We start from the raw sequence: 15,999 nt of genomic DNA on the forward strand, positions 1-15,999 counted from the left end.
GGCTCACTCCTCACTCGTGGCGGAGCGCGTCGATGGGGTCGATTCTGGCGGCGTTCCACGCAGGGTACAGACCGGAGACCAGTCCGACGCCGATACCGACGCCGATGGCGACGACGAACCACTTCGGCGCGAACGCGAGGTCGAAGCCGATGGCCTGTGCGGCGGCGTATCCGCCCGCGATGCCGACGACGGTGCCGACGAGCGAACCGATGACGCCGAGGATGACCGCCTCGACGAGGAACAGTTGGATGATGTCGCGTTTCTGCCCGCCGATGGCCTTCATGATGCCGATTTCTCGGGTGCGTTCGGTCACGCTCACCAGCATGATGTTGGCGATACCGATGGCCCCGACGATGAGCGAGATGACGGCGATGCCGGTGATGAAACTCGTGAACGTTCCGATGACCTCCTGGATCTGATCGACGAGTTGTTGGTTCGTCTGGAGGGACACCTCGTAGGACGCGGGTTTGAGTTCGCTGGCGTCGGAGTCGTTCGCCAGATACGACTTGACCGCCGGTTGGACGCTATCGACGTGGTCGTAATCGACCGCCCGTACCGTCACCTGCGGGTAGGCGCGTTGCTGCTCGCCGGTCGCCGGACTCTTCACCGTGGTTACGTAGAACGGGTCCGTGGGGACGTAGACCTGTGGCTGTGACGTGCCGAACACGCTCGCACTGGACGAGGCGTTCAGGATGCCGACGACGGTGACGTTTTGCGGGCCGTCGCCGAACTGGAGCGTGAGGGTGTCACCGGTCGAGACGTTCGTCGAGAACAGGCTCGCCGCCGGTTTGTTCAGCACGACTTGTTCCTTCCCGGCGGTAAACGCGTGTCCCGACTCGAACGAGTCCGCGGCGAACGAATCCGCCGTTGTCGCCGTCACGCTCTCCCACCCGATCGTTTGGCCGTCGTAGCCGAGCGAGGACACCTGCACGTTCCCCTGTGGGACCACGGAACCGACGTTATCGAGCCCTCGTAACTGCTCGATGTCGTGTTCGGTGAACACGGGTAGCGACGCACTCTGACTTTGCGGGCCGCCGGGGCCGTCGTTCGTACTCGCTGGGCCGACGCTCGCGACGATGGACGGGTTCGAACCGGCCGAAACTTGGCCGACGACGGCGGCTTGGAGGCTCGCCCCGAGGGTGACGAACGTGATGACCGACCCGACGCCGATGATGATGCCGAGCGTCGTCAACACCGACCGGAGTTTGTGGTCGCGGATGGACCGCCAACTCATCGCGAAACTCTGGCCGATGTTCATGGACCCACCTCCATTCGGCGTGGGGAGTCCACCGTCTCGATACGTTCGATTTCGCCGTCCAGCAGGTGGACGATGCGTTGGGCGTGCTCGGCGACGGTGCGCTCGTGGGTGACCAGGAAGATGGTGTTCCCCTCGTCGTGCAACTCCTCGAACAGGGCGAGAATCCGGCCTTCCGTCTCACTATCGAGGTTACCGGTCGGCTCGTCGGCGAGGATGATGGCCGGGTCGTTCGCCAGCGCGCGGGCGATGGCCACGCGCTGGCGTTGGCCGCCCGACAGCTCGTTGGGTCGATGGTCGAGTCGTTCCCCCAATCCGACGCGTTCCAGCAGTTCGCTGGCTCGTTTGTTTCGTTTTTTCTTTCGCTCCCCTTGGAAGACCATCGGAAGCGCGACGTTCTCCTTCGCGGTGAGTTTCGGCATGAGGTTGAACGTCTGGAAGACGAAACCGATCTCGTCGCCCCGAAGCGTCGTTCGCTTCGTATCCGAAAGCGTCGTGATTTCGGTTCCGTTCACCGTGATCGATCCCTCCGTCGGCATGTCGAGACAACCGACGGCGTTCATCAGTGTACTCTTCCCCGACCCGCTCGGCCCCATGACGGCGGTGTACGACCCCCGTTCGATGGTGAGGTCGATACCGTCGAGCGCGTGGACGGGTTCGCCGCGATGGTAGGTCTTGCGCACGTCCGTCAGCGTTACTGCCGAGGTGGACGTCGTTCGTTCGGTTGCGTTTGGCATATGGTTGGTAGCGTGTTCGGTGTTCGACGTTCGAACGGTTCGTTTTGTGGGTGTGAACGACCGGCGAGTCCCCCACACCGTACTGACCGAACATTCATTCAGCAAGGGATAAACCTTCCCCGAGACGTGATACCAAACGGACGGCATCCCCCCTACACCAACCGGTGATGGGCGCGGGATTGACATTCACGGGGGTTGACGAATGACCATGGGGGTTTGTGATATTTGCGAACAGCGCAAGTCGAACGGGACGCATCTCGTCGGGCGAACCGGCGAGTTGTGGGTGTGTCGTGGGTGTATGATGCGGGCCGTGACCGGGAAGAAGGAGGAACTGTCGTTCGTGAACCCGTGAGACGAGTTTTATGTTCCTCGTCGTCCTCGTAACGAACAATGACGAAGACACGGGCACGTGAGCTGTCGCGGCTTCGATACGCGAAGAACGATGTCGATTTCGAAAGCGAGGGGACGCGGTGTGCCGGATGGCTCTACACGCCGGAAGGCGTCTCGAACCCGCCCGTCGTCGTGATGGCGGGTGGCTTCGGCGCGGAACGGATCTTCGGTCTCCCGGAGATCGCAAAGGAGTTCGTCGCCCGCGAGTACGCCGTGTTCCTCTTCGACTACCGGAACTTCGGCGACAGCGACGGCGAACCGCGTAATCTCGTAAACGCCAGCCGTCACGTCGAGGACTGGAAAGCGGCGATCGACCACGTTCGCGGACTGAACGCCATCGACCGTCGAAAGATCGCGCTCTGGGGAACGTCCTACAGCGGCGGACACGTCATCGAGGCGGCGGCCGACGACCACCGAATCGCCGCCGTCGTCGCACAGGTACCGTTCGTCGACGGACGGGCCGTCGCCCGCGCGTCCGGTATCAAAAAATCGCTGAGAGGGACCGTCGCAGGGGTGCGTGACCTCGTCAGAAAGTACACCTTCAGGAGTCCGCACACGGTTCCGATCGCCGGGTACCCTGACGAGTTCGCCGTCCTGAACACGCCGGGTGCGATGGAAGGGATGGAAACCATCGTTCCCGACCCGCCGGTGTGGGAGAACGAGGTACCGGCGCGTGCCTTCCTCGAAATCCCGTTCTACCGCCCGATTTCGGTCGTGGAGGACGTCCCGTGTCCGATGCTCCTGATCGCCGGACGCGACGACGACATCGTCCCAGTGTCGTCGGTACAGTCGGCCGCAGAAGCGGCCGACGCGACGTACCTCGAACTGCCGATCGGACACTTCGACGTGTACGACGACGCGCTCGATACGGTCGTCGGCTACGAGGCGGCGTTCCTCGACCGGAACGTACGCGTGTAATATGCTCTGAATTTACTCCTTCTACGATATTATAGTTACATTTATTGCCGTGTAATTTAATACCTGAACTGATGTCGGTGAAAATAAACGGCAACGAGACAGCAGCCGCCCTTGCGCTCGATGAGGTCTTCGACGTACTGGTCTCGCCTCGTCGAAGAGCGGTGCTGTACGAACTGTACGGTCGGTCGGACCCGATCGCGCTCTCCGACCTCGCTATCGCGGTCACCAGGAGTGAGCTAAACGGAATCGACACCGAAGGGATCACAGCGGACGAGACGGTAACAACGGATCGCCAAGTAGTTCTCGCCTTGGATCACGTCCACCTTCCGAAGTTACAGCAGGCGGGACTCGTCGAGTACGACCGGACGGAGCGAACCGTTCAGTTGAACCGGATTCCGGGGCAGTTCGAGCGCTATCTTCTGTTCGCGGCCGAGGACGAACAGCGAACGAGTACCATCGACGCGACCGTTCAGCCGAACTGATTGCCGAGAAACCACGACCCCCCGGTGAAGACGACGCCGAACACGAACAGCAGTGCGTTCGCTCGCGTATTGCTTGCGAGTACGATATCGAAGGTGAACTTCCTGTCCGAGACCGGCCAGAACGGACGGATTCCCATCGGTGTGATGACGTCCGCGAGGAGATGGGCGACGATTGCGAGCGCCCCGACCAAACCGCCGAATTCCGCACCGCTCGTTCCCGCGAGTAAACCGCCGACGAATCCGGTGAGCAGTCCGACGAACGCCGCGAAGACGATGGAGTGGGTCGGACCGCGGTGCCGAACCCGGTCCGTCCGCGTGTCGAGGTCGGGGAGCATCGTCAACGCGAGGACGACGCCAGCGCCGAGAAACGCCGTCGAGGTGAACCCCGACGCAACGAGCGCACCGCCGACTGGAGCGTAGAGGGCGAGTGCCACGCCACAGTGGCCCGGCTGATACATGCTTCTCAGTTACACTGCACGCGGATAACTGCAACGCGACCGCTGGGAGGTGACGACTCGCGGGTACGGGGGGACGACGGAAACCGATTTCACACAGCCATCCGTCCGCTTCCGCATGGACGAATCGACGGCGGTCGTCACCGGCGGGACACGAGGAATCGGCCGACAGGTCGCGGGCGCGTTGGCGAACGATGGTGCGACCGTCGCCCTCTGCGGACGCGACGCGGAGGAAGTCGAGGCGAGCGTCGCAGCCATCGAGGACGAGGGTGGGGAGGCGGTGGGTCTCCGCGCCGACGTACGTGACGAGTTCGACGTGGAGCGGCTGATGGAAACCGCCGCGAGAAACGGCACCGACGGTATCGACGTGGTCGTCGCCAACGCCGGAGTGTATCACGGGACGCCCGGAGAAACGCCGCTGACGATGGAATCCTACGCCGCCTTCGACGACACCCTCCGGACGAACTGCCGTGGGGTGTACGCGGCGATTCGGGAATCGCTCCCCCACCTGAACGACGATGCTCGGATACTCGTCCCGACCGGCAGTATCGGGCACGAAACGCACGCGGGCTACGGTTCCTACGCCGTGTCGAAGGCCGCCGCCGAGGGGTTGGTTCGCGGGTTCTCCGCGGAACTCGACGTTCCCGTCGTCGGCATCGACCCCGGCGTCGTCGGAACCGAGATGATGGGCGGGAAGGGACGTAACCCGGAGGACGTGGCCGAGTTGTTCGTCTGGGCCGCGACGGACGCGAACGCCGAGGACGTGGATGGCGAAACCATCGGACTGAAGGAGTGGCGGAAGGCAACGCGGGAGTGAGTTCGTCGGTCAGTCGAACCGATTCGGGTGGTCGGTCGAAGCGAGCCAAGTGGTCAGTCGAGTCGGGTCGGCGTATGAACGTGAAACTCCGTCTTCGGACAGTACCGAACCCGTGGCTCGGTCTCGGGTTCGGGAAGGGTGTTCGCTTCGAACAGGGAATCGGCGCGCACGTCGGCCGCCGCTCGCTGGAGGGTCCACGGGTCGTGTTCGACGCGGGCGGTCATTCCGGCCTGCGGAACGAACAGTCGATAGCGCTCGGTCAGAAAGTAATCGAGCGTCCCGGAGTCGGGAGTGGTCGCGGGTTCTTCGGGGCGATAGGTCGCCTCGAATTCGACCGGAAGCGTGTCGGGGTGAACACGCCGACCCAGCACTCGATTTTCCGTTCCCGTCTCGCTGGCGATGTCGGCGTAGTAGTACGGGAGATGGTAGAGCATTCGGGCCACGCGGGCCGCGATTCGACTGCCGGTATCGAGGCTCAGAAAGTAGACGCCCGGCGCGTTCCCCAGGCGGACGTACGTGCGAAAGTTGATCTGGGGGAACGTCATCCCCACGACGCTGGGCGTTCCGGGTATTCGCGCGTTCTCGATGGTCGATGCGAGGACGCTGACCCACGCCTGGCCATCGTAGGTGTCGAGCGCCAACGAATCCGGAACCGCGCTGTCGAGTGCGGCCGACTCGACCGGCCAGTGGACGAACAGACAGTCACGCCACGTGAACCGGAGTGCGCGAACGGTCACGGTTCCACCGACTTCGGCATCATGCTTCCTTTCCCGGTTCCGCCCCGCAATAGTTTTGCGGCGGGCGACCGACGGGTTTAACAACTCCACGAACAGTTTTAATAACAATGTCAGGACTTTCCCGTCTGGGTCTCGCCGGGTTCGTCGCCTTCGTCGTTCTCTCTGGGGTCGGAATCGTGGCTCATCTCTCGAAGGTACTCGTCATCGCGTGGGTCGCGTTCGCCGCCATGGCGGGCGGTGCCGCCCTCGGTGGCCGTGTGAACGACTCCATGCACGCGAAGCAACTCGTCTGGGCGTTCGGGTTGGCGAGCGGCGCGATGATCACCAGCGCCGCTGTGTTTCTCGTCCCGAGCGCGATTTCCCATCAGGCCGAGTTCGGCGGCTTCGGTATTGCCTTCGGCATTCTCGCCGGGTTCAGCGCCCACACCATCGGTCACCGGGCGACGCACCTCGAAACCGCACTCGACCACACGTCGATCGAACTGACCGCCCACTCGCTCGCCGCGGGAGCCATCGTCGGACTCGTTTACGGCAACATGCCCGGCCTCGGTCTGCTCCTCGGGCTCACCATCGTTTCGCACAAGGGTCCCGCCGGATACGTCGCGGCCCACCGTCTTCGGGAGAGTGGCAAATCCGTCTCCGTCCTCCTCCTCCCCGCCGCCGGAATCGGTATTGCCGCCATCAGCTCTGCGCTGCTCCACCTCCCCTCGGACCCCGCGATAAACGGCTTCGTCTTCGGGTTCGCTGCCGGGGTCTTCCTCCACGTCGCCATGGACTTCCTCCCACGCTGTGAACTCGGCGGCGAGGTGTACGAAGTCGCACAGTTGAGCGACAACGCACACCACCTCCTCGACGAACTCCGTATGCACGCGGTGGCGAGCACCCTCCTCGGCGGTGCCGTCGTGTTCGGCCTGTGGGTGGTCATCAGTCGCCCGATGTGACCGTCGGCGTACCATCATACGAAACCGACCACGCAACGACTATTGGTTCGCTTGAGGAATCCACGTGTATGCCGACGTTGATGGACACCTACATCGAAAACCGCGAACGCGTGCAACCGAACCACGCCAACAACTACGAGACCGCCCACGGGGGAATCGTGATGAAGTGGATGGACGAAATCGGGGCGATGTCGGCGATGCGCCTCGCGGGCGAGACGTGCGTCACCGCCAACGTGGATCAGATGGACTTCCAGCGACCGATTCCCGTCGGGGATACCACGGTCATCCGGTCGTACGTCTACGACACTGGACGGACGAGCGTGAAGGTGAAACTCCGCGCCTTCCGCGAGGAACCCCGGACGGGCGAGCGCGAACAGACGACCGAGTCGTACTTCGTCTTCGTCGCGGTGGACGACGAGGGACGGCCCACGGAGGTGCCGGACATTCAGGTGGAAACCGAACGCGGCGAGGAACTCCGTGAAGCCGCCCTCGCCGGTGAAAAATAACAGTCAGAGTTCCCGCGCCGAATCCGGATTCTCGACGTCCCAGAGATATTCGGGCAAAAAGGCGTCGAGGTGGTCGATGACTTTGCGCTCTCCGACGTTCATCCCCTCGCAGTGATCCCACGCCGATTCCCGGATATCGACGTACATCTCCCCATCCTCCGTGTGAATCGAGACGGGGTAGACGAAACAGCGCGCGGGTTTCCACCCGTCTTCGGCCTGCAACTCACAGAGACCGTCCCCGCGGAGGAAGTGACAGGCACAGCCGTCTTCGCCCGTTTCGTCGTGGTCCTTCGCCTCGCGGCGGACGAAATCCTCACCACGAAAACTCGTCGTCGCGTCGTTCAAATCGGCGTGCTCGCCCAACTCGAAGTACTCGCGGTCGTACAGCATCACGCCGTGATGACAGCACCACGTACAGCTATCGACGCATTCGAACGTGAGGTCGGGGTCGAACTCCACGACTGCCTCGCGGCCCGGATGCACTTCGACGCGAACCGGAGTGTCTTCGCTCACGTTCGCGGTTCTGCCGTGCGCGGGGAAAGGTCGTCCGATTCCGGTCGGTCGTCCGGACCGCCCGTCAAATAATCCCGAAAATGAACAACTTTCTACCGCAGAGCCGAATACAGCGCGTATACCTTTAGCTTTCCGCCGACTCTCCGCCTCCGAGAACGGTAATAATTTAAATACGTTTGCCTCAATTCCAGCCATGAACTCAGCGGGCGACGTATTCGGGAACTCCGCTCTCGGGAAGCGAGTGGACATGGACGAACAGCTTTCGGAGATGGGTCTCGACATGGCGGAAATCGAGCGACGCAAGTCGTTTCTCGACTTCGATAGTGCGGACGCTCGACGACTAGCGGCCCTCCGTCCCGTATTCGAGGACCATCGCGCGGAGATCGCCGACCGATTCTACGCGAACCTACAGTTGGACGAGGAAACGGACGAGATTCTCAAGAATTCCACGCGCACCATCGACTCGCTCAAGCGGACGCAAGGGGAGTATCTCGTCACGCTCGCCGACGGGTCCTACGGAACCGAGTACGTCCGCAACCGCGCGCGGATCGGAAAGCTCCACGACATGCTGGGGATGCCGTTGAACCACTACATCGGACAGTACGGCGTCTACTACGACCTGATCTCGTCCATCGTGGAAGAACGACTGCAGGACGAGATCGAAGCGATGGTCCGTGACGAGTTTTCGTCCGCGATGACCGACGGCGGGCAACTCGCCGCGTCCACGAACGCCGAGGACCTCCTCGGCGGAGTCCGGGACGCGGTACGCGAGAGCTTCGAGGAGATGCTGTCCGTGCTTCGCGTGCTCAACCTCGACATGCAGATCACGGCGGACACCTACGTCCACTCGCACAGTCGGCAGATGAAGCGGGAAATCGAGCGGTCGCGCAACCTGCGTGAATCGACCGAGGAACACGTTCTCGATGCACACGAGTCGGCGGGGGACGTCGCGGCGAGTTCCGCCGAAATCAGCGGATTGACCGAGGAGCAATCGAACAACATGGACCGAATCGCCAGCGAGGTGTCCACCCAGAGCGCGACCGTCGAGGAAATCGCGGCCAGCGCGAGCGAAGTGGGGCGACAGAGCCGCGAATCCCAGACGCTCGCCGAGGAGGGAAAGCAACTCGGGCAACGGGCTATCGGCGCGACCGAATCGACGGAGGACGCCCGTGAGAGTATGGTCGAGGACGCTGAGGAACTCCAGAACGCGGTGGGCGAAATCAGCGATGCCGTCGAGATGATAAACGACGTGGCGGACCAGACGAACTTGCTGGCGCTGAACGCCTCGATCGAAGCCGCGCGGGCAGGCGAGGCCGGCGACGGGTTCGCCGTCGTCGCCGAGGAGGTCAAATCGCTCGCAGAGGAGTCGAAGGAGCGTGCCGCCGAAATCGAGTCGATGGGTGACCGCATCCAGTCCCGGACCGAGAGCACGCTCGACAGCCTCGGCGAGAGCGAAGCCTCGATCAGCGAGACGGTCACCGCCGTCCAACGAACCAGCGAAAAACTCGAACGTATCGTCGAATCGGCCACCGAAACGGCCGTCGGGATGGAGCAAATCACCTCTGCGACGGACGAACAGGCCGCGAGTACACAGGAGGTCGCCACCATGATAGACGAGGCGGCCGAACGGTCCGCACGGATATCGAAGAAGGTGTCGTCGATAGCGGAGACGAACGAAAAGCAGGCGGCGACGATCGAGGAACTGGACGGCATCGTCGCTCACCTCGGCGAAGCTGAGAGCGATATCGACCGAATCTGAGCGATAGACGGCCGTTATCCCGTATTTTTCATCCCCGCCGCGACACCGGTCACCGTGAGACGGAGGGTTCGCCGTTCGGTCTCGGTCAGGTGCGACTGCCGGAGCAGTCGCACCTGTAGGAGGTTGAGCGGATCGACGTAGGGGTTCCGGCGGGAGAGGCTCTCCTGTAGCCACTCCCGAGAGAGAAGGTCATCGCGTCCCGTGATCTCTAACACGAGTTCGACCGAGCGTTCGTACTCGGCTTGGAGTTCGGGGAAGAACTGCTCGCGCAGTTGCTTCGGTGCGAGGTCGGCGTACTCAGCCGTGATTTCGAGGTCGGTTCGGGCGAGCGCCATCGCCGCGTTGTCCACCGTCGTCCGGAAGAACGGCCAGTTCTCGTACATCTCCCGGAGGGTGTCGATGTCGCCGTAGGCGTCCAACCCCTGGGCGAGGGAATACCATCCCGGCAGGATGCAGCGGGCTTGCGTCCACGAGAACACCCACGGAATCGCACGGAGGTCCTCGACGGTTCGTTCGCCCGAGCGCGACGCGGGCCGCGACCCGAGGTTCAAGTCCTCGATGACGGTTATCGGCGTCGTCTTCTCGAAGTACGAGACGAAGCCGTCGGATTCGAGCAGGTCGCGGTAGGCGTCGCGGGCGGCGTCCGCCGCGACATCCATCGCTTCGGCCCACTCGTCCGGAATCGTCTCCTCTCCCTCTTCGAGGGAGGCGTACCGCGCCCGAATCTGGGCGTCCAGCATCTGCTCGACGTTTCGCTCCGCGATGATGGGATTGGCGTACTTCTCGGCGATGGCCTCGCCCTGTTCGGTGAACTTGACTTGCCCCGAGACGGTCTCGCGGGGAAGCGCCAATAGCGCTTCGTTCATCGGACCGCCGCCGCGGGAAATCGACCCTCCACGTCCGTGGAACAGGCGGAGGGTGACGTCGTACTCGTCGGTTATCTCCGCGAGTCGCTTCTGGTTCTGGTAGAGGCTCCAGTTGGCCGCCAAAAAGCCGTTCTCCTTGTTCGAATCGGAGTAGCCGAGCATGATTTCCTGTGAACCGCCGCGGGCTTCGAGTGCGGCGGCGTAGGCCTCGTTTTCGAACAGGGTTCCGATGATGCGTCGCGCGCCTGACAGCGCGTACTCGGTTTCGAGCAGGGGAACCACGTCGAGTCCGGAGTAGCCGGGTAGGTCGACGATTCCGGCCTGGTCGGCGAGGAACAGCACTTCGAGGACGTGGCTGGCCTCGTCGGTCATGCTGATGCAGTACGTGTTGATGGTCTCCTGCCCGTACTCGCGCTGCCAATCGGCGGTCTCGGAGAACAGCGTGAGCACTCGGGTCGCCGTCTCCGAAAGTCCCTCGGTGTCGAGGTCGATTATCGGTTCGTCCTGGAGGATGGCGTCGGTCAACAGTTCGACCCGTTCGTCCTCGGTCATCGAATCGTAGTCGAACCCTTCGCGTGCCAGTGCCTCCGCGATGGCCGTGGTGTGGTTCTGCCGGTGGTCGCGCAAGTCGAGGGCGGCGAGCGAGAAGCCGAACGTCTCGACGCGTCGTCGAAGCGGGTCCACTTCCGTCTCGACGACGCTCTCCGCGCCGTCGGTGCGGAGGCTGTCGGCGATGGTGTCCACGTCCGCGAGCAGTTCGTCGGCGTTTTCGTACCCGCCGGGACGAACGTCGCCGACGCGGTCGATTCGCTCGCGCATCAGCGCGAGTTTCTGTCGGTACGGTTCGTCCGGGTAGCGTTCGGTCGCCCGCTCCGCAATCGTGGGCAACTGCTCGCGGTCGGCGTCGAGCGAGGAATCGAACAGGGAACTCGTCTCGACGCGGTCGCCGTCCTGACTCAGCACTCCGGAGAGGCGTTTGAGTTCGTCGCGGTAGTGTTCCAGCACGACTTCGCGCTGTCGGGCCAGCGTGTCGGCCGTGACTTCCGGCGTGACGTACGGGTTACCGTCCCGGTCGCTCCCGGCCCACGACCGGAAGGCGAACAGTTCCGGCACGTCCACGTCGAACTCCTCGCCGATGGTGCGGTCGAGTTCGTCGTACACGTCGCCCACGATGTCGAAGAGGACGTTCTCCAGATACCAGAGGATGTTCCGCGCCTCGTCGGCCACCTCCGGACGGCGTTTTCGAACCTGTCGCGTCTCCCAGAGGCCAGTGACCTCGCTCTCCAATTGGCGCTCCAGTTTGTCCTGTTCCTGATCGGTCAACATGCGCTCGTCCAGTTCAGAGAGCAGCGCTTCGACGGAGCGCAGTTTCGCCTTCACCGTCTTCCGGCGCGCTTCGGTCGGGTGCGCGGTGAACGTCGGCACGACGTTGACGTCGTCCAGTACCCGCTGGACGGTCTGCGAGTCGGCTTCGTCCTCCGCGAGGGTTTCCGCGGTCGCGCGAAGCCCATCTTCGAGCGTTCCGTCCTGCGTCCCCTCGCGGATGGCCCGCACGCGTTCGCGCTCCTCGGCGAGGTTGATGAGTTCGAAGTAGGTGGCGAACGCCCGCGCGACGTTGCCCGCGAGTTCGGGCGAGAGGTCGTCGAGTTCGTCGCGGAGCGCCTCACGCGACTCCGAATCTCCGGCGCGGTAGTCGATCGCTTCGGTTCGGGCGGTTTCCACGGCCTCGAACGCCTCGCGGGAACCGAGGCGTGAGAGTACGTCTCCCAGCAGTGCGGCGAGTTCACGGACGTCCTGTCGTACGTCCCGGGTATGTAATCTCATACCATAGCGGTGGTGGGCACCCAACGTAAAACGTCGGTCTCAGGGTAATATCTGCGAGAAATTTGAAATGAAAGTTAGTTGTATTCCCGCCAGCGGTAGCCGCATTCCTTGCATTTGAAGAAGCGCGTCGGTGCCTCGTCGGCGGACGCGGTCTGTTTGATGGTGTACCACGCGACGTCGTGACCGCACTTGTCACAGTGTACGTCCTTGGCGGTCGGTTTCCCCTCGAAGTCCGCACCCTCCTCGGTTTCGATGACGTCGGAGTCGTCCTGTGCTTCCGTCGAGACGAACTCGGCGGCGCGTTCCTCGTCCTTCTCCATCGTCGCCTGACAGTCCTCGTTCGAGCAGACCATCTTCGACCCCATCGTCCGCATCATGGAGCCACAGTCGTCGCAGAATTGCATATCACATCTTGGGTGTCGAGCCTGAAAAGCGCCACGTACGAACACGGCGGCGAGAAAATCGAGTGGTCTTCATGCGGCTCGGTAGTTGTAATCTCAGAAATCACAACATCCTCTCGTAGCGAGTGAAGACGCCGCCAAAGTCGTAGAAACTAGCGATACCTACTCCGTCGCCTCGAAATCGTCGTCTGCGACCATCGGACAATCAGCGACCCGAAGGTGGTCCATATCGCCCATCGAGAGGATGTCGGTCCCCTCGTGGGTACAGCGCAAGGTCGGCGGGTCGGCGACGTGCGGACACCCCTGACAGGTCGTCTTTGGGACGACGCGAACGTCTCGGTCGTCCTCCTCGACTCGAGGCGCGGTGACGACCAGTTCGCCGCTGTCCTCGCCCAGCAGGTCGGCCCAGACCTCGGCGGCGTCAACCTCGCCAACGTCCATCTCCACGAACGTCTCGTCGGCCGAACCCGTTTCAGAGCGCCGTTTGCGACGCTCCTCGATCTCCGCCGCGAGGTTCCCGAGCGGTTCGTTTCGGCCGGAACCGGTATCCTGACCCTCGTCCGAACCGCTCCCATTCATTCCTCGGTCACCTCGGTCAGGAACTCCTCGACGTCCGAGTCGATGTCGGTGTCGGCGTCGAAGTCATCGCCCCCGAACACGTCGCCTTCCAGGGCGGGCGGACGGCCGACGACCAACCAGTTCGCGCCGAAAAAGCCCTCCTTGGGTTCGACGTCCTCGAACGTCGCGCCGCAGTGCGGACAGGACGGTTCGGTCAACAGCGCGATGGTGACGCTCCCCTCGCAGTCGCCGCACTTCGCGCTCGTCACCCCGTGGCGGTTGGCCGTCCGGGCGAGTTCCGCCGTCGCCGCCTGCGTCGCGCTCCGCGCCGCGAGGGTGCGCGTCTGATCGCGGATGGAGACGAGTGCGCGCGCGAGAACGTCCAGGCGCTCGTCCAACTCGTCGGTCGTGTCCGTGAGATATTCGAGCACCTCCTCGTAGTTCTCGAACCCGGAATCCAACCGTTCGCGGTTGTCCGCGACGCGCTCGGAAAGTGCGTCGAGTTCGTCCACGAGTTCGTCGATGGCGACGTCGCTGCCGTCCTCTGCATTCACTGCCTTCCGGAGTTCGAACAGTTCGGTCCGGAAGCCGTCCAATTCGTTCCGAAGGTCGTCGTGTTCGTGGTCAGCGGGTGCCTTTCCGTCGGTTTCGCGCTTTATCTGTACGACGCGTTCGCGGACGTCGGTCAGTTTCTCCATGAACTCGTCGTGGAGTTCGTCGAGTCGCTCGTCGGAAACGTCCTCCTCGTGGAGGGTACGGTGTGTCGTAAACAGTTCGGAGCGGAGGCGTTGGCGGGAACAACCGAGTTCGTCGGCCGTCTCGTCTAGCCACTGGGAAATCGGTTCGGGCAGTTCGACCGCCGGTACGTGACCCACGTCTTCGCTCTCCATTCGGATGAATGACTACTTCTCACAGAACTGACTTAACGTTTCGCCTCGTAGTGATCGAGACGCTCCAGAAAGTGAATGAAATTTGATTGAATAGGATCGGGTTACCTGATCTTCCGGACGTTGCTGATGTCGAACCCGTCGCTCTGTGTCTCGGTTTCGAAACGGACGATGTTCTCCTCTTCGATGCGCGAGAGGACGCCACGGAACTCCCGGACGAACATCGTCCGCGCTCGTTCGTTACCGCCGCGTTCCCACTCGAAACAGATGGTGCCGTCGGTTGCGTTCATCAAAGCACCCATCTGTCTGTCCGTCAGGCTTTCCTGTGCGACGTGGATGAGGATCAGGCCGTCCCACGCCTGTGATGCCTTCTTCATCCCCTTGACGAGCATGACCATCTGATTCCAGTTCACTTGATCGTCGGGGAGCGAACAGAGGTCGGTCAGCGAGTCGATGACGACGAGGTTGCCGGGCGCGTTTTCGGTGAGGTACTCCCCGAGCGCTTCGAGGACGTCGCGCCGGTCGTGGCTGTTGCCGAGGTCGGTGATGGTACGGCGCTTTTCGACGTACCAATCGTGAGGGATGGGACTCAGTTGGAAATATTCGGACGAGAGATCCTCGAACGACATGGCTTCCAACGCCGGGGAGATCAGCGTCTCGTCGAGTGTGTGAGTCACTTCGTCGTATATCTCGGACGCGTTGGCGGTAAACGAGACGTAGTGAATCTCGTCGGGAAGCGCGGCGCGGGGATCGACCGACCCGTAATGGAGACCGAACTGGTCCGTATCCGCATGACCGAGGGCGTTTATCGTCGCGCTGGTGTACGCGAACTCGCGCGCGCCAGCACCGGCGTCACCAGCCAGCAATACGACGCTTCCCGGCGGGGACCCCCCACCGATGAGCGAGTCGAACTGAGAGACACCGAACGGGATTCGATCCATGCACTCCCCTCTCATTCCTGACGTTTACCGTTTACGCTCGTCCCCGTCCATGTCCGCACCTCGGTTCCGCGGCGATACGACCAGGACGTCGCCACCGACGGCCGTCGAATCGAGGGCAGTCCGGGCCGCGTCAACCGCCTCGTCGGCCAGTTGTCGCGTCGTCACGCCGTACACGGCAGGTCCCCACGACGACTGACCCGCGCCGAAAACGGCGGGTGACGTTTCCATCTCCGTTACGAGTTCGCCGACGGGTGGTCGGTACACTCCACCCTGCTCGTCGGCGTACCACGCCCCGTTTCGGAGGCCGATCTCGGCGACCGAACACCCGAACCGCTCCGGATCGTCCTCCGCGATCGACGGAAGGGTTCGCCTGACCAGTATCGACGCGATGTCGTCCGCGATGGTCGGATCCGCCCGCTCGACGGCCGAGCGCATGCTCGAGTCCTCATCGTCGCCGCTCCGACCGGGTTCGGCGTCGGGAAGGGCGAGGACGAACCGCCAATCGGCGGGAACGTCGTGGCGCGCGAGGACCGGTGGAACCGACCAGTCACCACGGGGCGGTCGGTCAGTCGTGAACCGCTCGGTCGGATGCCCCGCGTCCACGACGAACCCACCGCGTTCGAACGTCGAAACACCGATACCGCTCCTTCCGGCCCTGTCGAGCGCGGGAGCATGCTCGCGGACGGATGGCTCGCGTCCATGTGCGCGTGCGATAGCGGCGAATACGGCTAACGCGAGTTGTGTCCCGCTCCCGAGTCCGACGTGTCTCGGGAGCGTGTGAAGAACACGAACGTCCGCACCGGAAACGCCGAGCAGATCGACGGTTCGACGTGCGTACTCTCGAGCACATCGGTCGTCACAGTACACCTCGTCGGCCGGGGTTGCCTCGACGACAACGGTCGGCGATTCGAGCGCGACTCCCAGCCCACCGTACAGTCGCTCGTGAGCGAGCGAGAGGTTCTGAAAGCCGAAATGGAGTCGGCCGCCGACCGTTACCCGTGTCATACCTACC

Annotated in this window: 18 protein-coding genes; 7 read left to right on the forward strand and 11 right to left on the reverse strand. The window is 63.0% G+C overall.

The genetic code is table 11. The features are described 5' to 3' along the window. Positions 1-10 precede the first annotated feature (10 nt). Both NKF26_RS04360 and NKF26_RS04365 read right to left on the reverse strand, forming a co-directional pair. Entirely contained in the window at positions 11-1,258 is a 1,248-nt protein-coding gene (locus NKF26_RS04360; protein ID WP_253234026.1) for an ABC transporter permease, read from the reverse strand. Then, on the reverse strand, positions 1,255-1,992 hold the full coding sequence (locus tag NKF26_RS04365; protein ID WP_253234027.1) for an ABC transporter ATP-binding protein: 738 nt from the start codon (positions 1,990-1,992) through the stop codon (positions 1,255-1,257). The genes NKF26_RS04360 and NKF26_RS04365 overlap by 4 nt, the downstream gene beginning before the upstream one ends. 202 nt (positions 1,993-2,194) lie before the next feature. Between NKF26_RS04365 and NKF26_RS04370 the strand changes: the two genes are divergently transcribed. The 3 genes from NKF26_RS04370 to NKF26_RS04380 all read left to right on the forward strand — a co-directional run bounded on the left by NKF26_RS04370 (position 2,195) and on the right by NKF26_RS04380 (position 3,782). Next, positions 2,195-2,344, forward strand: coding sequence for a hypothetical protein (locus tag NKF26_RS04370; protein ID WP_253225521.1), 150 nt, complete (start codon positions 2,195-2,197; stop codon positions 2,342-2,344). Between the two features lie 38 nt (positions 2,345-2,382). Beyond that, complete coding sequence (locus NKF26_RS04375) at positions 2,383-3,300, forward strand: alpha/beta hydrolase (RefSeq protein ID WP_253225522.1); 918 nt, start codon at positions 2,383-2,385, stop codon at positions 3,298-3,300. Positions 3,301-3,371: 71 nt separating this feature from the next. Next, positions 3,372-3,782: a helix-turn-helix domain-containing protein gene (locus NKF26_RS04380; protein ID WP_253225523.1), complete on the forward strand. Its 411-nt coding sequence runs from the start codon at positions 3,372-3,374 to the stop codon at positions 3,780-3,782. Here NKF26_RS04380 and NKF26_RS04385 read toward each other — a convergent pair. Continuing rightward, the gene (locus NKF26_RS04385) at positions 3,770-4,240 is read right to left on the reverse strand and encodes a metal-dependent hydrolase (protein ID WP_253225524.1); all 471 of its coding nucleotides are present in this window, start codon (positions 4,238-4,240) and stop codon (positions 3,770-3,772) included. The two genes, NKF26_RS04380 and NKF26_RS04385, sit on opposite strands and share 13 nt — an antisense overlap. Positions 4,241-4,355: 115 nt before the next feature. Here NKF26_RS04385 and NKF26_RS04390 point away from each other — a divergent pair, with 115 nt between their 5' ends. After that, on the forward strand, positions 4,356-5,054 hold the full coding sequence (locus tag NKF26_RS04390) for an SDR family NAD(P)-dependent oxidoreductase (RefSeq protein ID WP_253234028.1): 699 nt from the start codon (positions 4,356-4,358) through the stop codon (positions 5,052-5,054). A gap of 53 nt (positions 5,055-5,107) precedes the next feature. Here NKF26_RS04390 and NKF26_RS04395 read toward each other — a convergent pair whose 3' ends face one another. Continuing rightward, on the reverse strand, positions 5,108-5,791 hold the full coding sequence (locus NKF26_RS04395; protein WP_253225526.1) for a DUF2071 domain-containing protein: 684 nt from the start codon (positions 5,789-5,791) through the stop codon (positions 5,108-5,110). 107 nt (positions 5,792-5,898) lie between these two features. Between NKF26_RS04395 and NKF26_RS04400 the strand changes: the two genes are divergently transcribed. After that, a complete protein-coding gene (locus NKF26_RS04400) occupies positions 5,899-6,732 on the forward strand; it encodes a ZIP family metal transporter (protein WP_253225527.1) in 834 nt (277 codons plus the stop codon). Positions 6,733-6,800: 68 nt separating this feature from the next. Further along, positions 6,801-7,238, forward strand: coding sequence for an acyl-CoA thioesterase (locus tag NKF26_RS04405; protein WP_253225528.1), 438 nt, complete (start codon positions 6,801-6,803; stop codon positions 7,236-7,238). A gap of 3 nt (positions 7,239-7,241) precedes the next feature. On the opposite strand, the gene NKF26_RS04410 is transcribed toward NKF26_RS04405, so the two are convergent. Next, positions 7,242-7,751, reverse strand: a complete 510-nt coding sequence (locus tag NKF26_RS04410; RefSeq protein ID WP_253225529.1) for a hypothetical protein — start codon at positions 7,749-7,751, stop codon at positions 7,242-7,244. Between the two features lie 193 nt (positions 7,752-7,944). Here NKF26_RS04410 and NKF26_RS04415 point away from each other — a divergent pair, with 193 nt between their 5' ends. Continuing rightward, positions 7,945-9,510 carry a globin-coupled sensor protein gene (locus NKF26_RS04415; RefSeq protein WP_253225530.1) on the forward strand — a complete coding sequence of 522 codons (1,566 nt, stop codon included), beginning with the start codon at positions 7,945-7,947 and terminating at the stop codon, positions 9,508-9,510. Between the two features lie 14 nt (positions 9,511-9,524). On the opposite strand, the gene ppc is transcribed toward NKF26_RS04415, so the two are convergent. The 6 genes from ppc to NKF26_RS04445 form a co-directional block, all read right to left on the reverse strand. Continuing rightward, the gene (ppc, locus tag NKF26_RS04420) at positions 9,525-12,200 is read right to left on the reverse strand and encodes a phosphoenolpyruvate carboxylase (protein WP_253225531.1); all 2,676 of its coding nucleotides are present in this window, start codon (positions 12,198-12,200) and stop codon (positions 9,525-9,527) included. Positions 12,201-12,274: 74 nt separating this feature from the next. Then, on the reverse strand, positions 12,275-12,604 hold the full coding sequence (locus tag NKF26_RS04425) for a transcription factor S (RefSeq protein ID WP_253225532.1): 330 nt from the start codon (positions 12,602-12,604) through the stop codon (positions 12,275-12,277). Between the two features lie 159 nt (positions 12,605-12,763). After that, positions 12,764-13,180, reverse strand: a complete 417-nt coding sequence (locus NKF26_RS04430; protein ID WP_253225533.1) for a hypothetical protein — start codon at positions 13,178-13,180, stop codon at positions 12,764-12,766. Next, positions 13,177-14,049, reverse strand: a complete 873-nt coding sequence (locus NKF26_RS04435) for a hypothetical protein (RefSeq protein ID WP_253225534.1) — start codon at positions 14,047-14,049, stop codon at positions 13,177-13,179. The genes NKF26_RS04430 and NKF26_RS04435 overlap by 4 nt, the downstream gene beginning before the upstream one ends. 101 nt (positions 14,050-14,150) lie before the next feature. Further along, on the reverse strand, positions 14,151-14,987 hold the full coding sequence (locus NKF26_RS04440; protein WP_253225535.1) for an HTR-like protein: 837 nt from the start codon (positions 14,985-14,987) through the stop codon (positions 14,151-14,153). 24 nt (positions 14,988-15,011) lie between these two features. Next, positions 15,012-15,992, reverse strand: coding sequence for a beta-ribofuranosylaminobenzene 5'-phosphate synthase family protein (locus NKF26_RS04445; RefSeq protein ID WP_253234029.1), 981 nt, complete (start codon positions 15,990-15,992; stop codon positions 15,012-15,014). Positions 15,993-15,999 lie beyond the last annotated feature (7 nt).

The sequence above is a fragment of the Haladaptatus sp. AB618 genome, assembly GCF_024136965.1.
In the GTDB taxonomy this organism is placed as follows: Archaea; Halobacteriota; Halobacteria; order Halobacteriales; family Haladaptataceae; genus Haladaptatus.